2 protein-coding genes and 1 pseudogene are annotated in these 2037 nt (G+C 65.9%); 2 read left to right on the top strand and 1 reads right to left on the bottom strand.

From position 1 onward, the window contains the following. Positions 1–6 precede the first annotated feature (6 nt). Positions 7–204 (top strand): hypothetical protein, encoded by a 198-nt coding sequence (locus ACLJK8_RS22585; protein ID WP_413152659.1) that lies wholly within the window; start codon positions 7–9, stop codon positions 202–204. On the opposite strand, the pseudogene ACLJK8_RS22580 reads toward ACLJK8_RS22585, so the two are convergent. Continuing rightward, positions 170–1551: pseudogene (locus ACLJK8_RS22580) on the bottom strand (IS30 family transposase); the annotation flags it as partial. The gene ACLJK8_RS22585 and the pseudogene ACLJK8_RS22580 overlap by 35 nt on opposite strands. 76 nt (positions 1552–1627) lie before the next feature. Between ACLJK8_RS22580 and ACLJK8_RS22575 the strand changes: the two are divergent. After that, positions 1628–1891: an integrase core domain-containing protein gene (locus tag ACLJK8_RS22575; RefSeq protein ID WP_413152658.1), complete on the top strand. Its 264-nt coding sequence runs from the start codon at positions 1628–1630 to the stop codon at positions 1889–1891. Positions 1892–2037 lie beyond the last annotated feature (146 nt).

Here is a 2037-nt window from a genome sequence, read left to right as displayed (position 1 = left end):
TTGGCGGTGATCCTGGACATCTGGTCGCGCAAGGTGGTGGGCTACGCGCTCGGCCGCGCCATCGACCAGAGGCTGACGACGGCGGCCCTGAGATCGGCGATCGCGGCGCGACGGCACCTCCCGGGATGCGTCTTTCACTCCGACAGGGGAGTTCAAGGTGATCCCAACCGGTCGTCGCAACACCTGAGTTTTGCGCGGCGATGAGAAAGGCGTCCAGTGCCTCGGCGGGGGTTCGCCATCCGAGCGTTTTTGCGCGGCCTGCCGTTGAGGGCGGCGGCGACGGCTTCGAGTTCGTCGGGCCCGTGTAGGCTCAGATCTGTGGCGGAGAAGACCGTTGGTGTTTTCGTTTGTTCCGCGCTGCCATGGGCTTTGAGGATCGCAGAAGTAGACTGGCTGCCCATGGCCGACCCTGAGATCGGCATGACGCGCCATCTCGGCTCCCTGGTCCCAGGCCAGGGAGCGTCTGAGATGCTCGGGCAGGGTTGTGATCGCTTCGGCGATGGCATCCCGGACGGCCTCGGCGCCATGACCCGCGAGCGCTGGACCGTTCTTCACGCGAGGGCTGATCCCGTGGCCGGGCATGGGCGGGAGGCGGAGGAGCATCGTGAAACGTGTCGCGCGCTCCACCAGGGTGCCGATCGCCGAGCGGTTGAGCCCCAGGATCAGGTCCCCTTCCCAGTGGCCCGGGACGGCCCGGTCGGCGGCTTCCGCGGGTCGTTCGCTGATCATCACCTCCGGGATGACGAAGGACTTTCCCCGAGCCGCGATCCGGGCGCGAGGTACGCGCGGCGCGCGGCCCGTGCGCAGGCAGGCGGTCAGTTCCCGACGCAAGGCGCCGCGACCTTGAATGTAGAGCGCCTGGTAGATCGCTTCGTGGCTGATCCGCATCGTCTCGTCCTCGGGAAAGTCGAGGGGCAGCCTGCGCGAGATCTGCTCTGGGCTCCACGCCCGGGCCCAGCGTCTGGGCTGGCGCCTTCCATGTCGGCGCCCCTTCCAGATCACGCGCGGGCCTTCGATCGGTTCGCCGTCCAAGCGCGTGATCAGGCCGGCGAGGCGTTCCTGGACATAGTCGCGCAGAGCCGCGTTGATCGCCAGCTTCGCCGCCTTCGGGCGCCGCGCGGATCGATCCGCGTGCCACTGCGCCGTCGTCGCGCGGTATTCAAGCTTGCCGCATCGGGTGGCCGCGTTGCGCCGGAGTTCGCGCGAGATCGTGGACGGGGAACGGTTCAGGGTTCGGGCGATGTGGCGCATGCCGTGCCCTCGAACGCGAAGCAGCGCGATCTCCTCGCGCTCGATGAACGACAGGTAGCGCTCCGACAACGGCGCCGCCGAGACAGCCAAGTGAGTAGGTGGCATGCCGCCGGACCCCCGGAACCAACGCGATCCCACCGGCATCGATACACCCACCTCCGCCGCGACGTCCTCGCTCGAGCGTCCCGCAGCGATCGCCGCCCAGAACCTGACCTGATCCGCGCGGATCGTAACCGGTGGTCGCCCGGGCGATGACAGCTTCTTCCGTCCCGCCAGATCTGAGCGTCTTTTCCCAGTCATCGCAACCTCCACCCATTGAGTGTTGCGACGACCGGTTGAGATCACCCTGGGCGCCGCTGGGGCGTATAGGCGGATCATGAAGGCGCACGGCTTCTTCGGATCCATGAGCCGGCGCGGCAATCCCTATGATAACCCACATGCCGAGAGCTTCATGAAGACGATCAAGGTCGAGGCGGTCTACCCGACCGAGTACGCCAGCTTCGAAGATGTAGCCGCCTATCTTCCCGGTTTCATCGAGAACATCTATTACCCGAGACGCCTGCATTCGGCTCTCGGATTTCTGAGCCCGGATAGGTACGAGGAAATCAACGCCCGAGCATGGTCGAAAACAGCGGCGTGAGCTGTCCACCCGTGGGGGCGCACTCCACTACCTATGCCGAGGTGTCCGGTCGAAACGGGGGCCATGTGTGGATACCCCCATGCAAGCAAATTCTCCCAGTTCGGTCATGTGATCGGGTGCGGTCATGTGTCAGGCCTCGATATGCG

This window comes from Amaricoccus sp. W119, from assembly GCF_047275745.1.
Classification (GTDB): Bacteria; Pseudomonadota; Alphaproteobacteria; order Rhodobacterales; family Rhodobacteraceae; genus Amaricoccus.
This window is presented reverse-complemented; position numbering and strand designations above follow the sequence as displayed.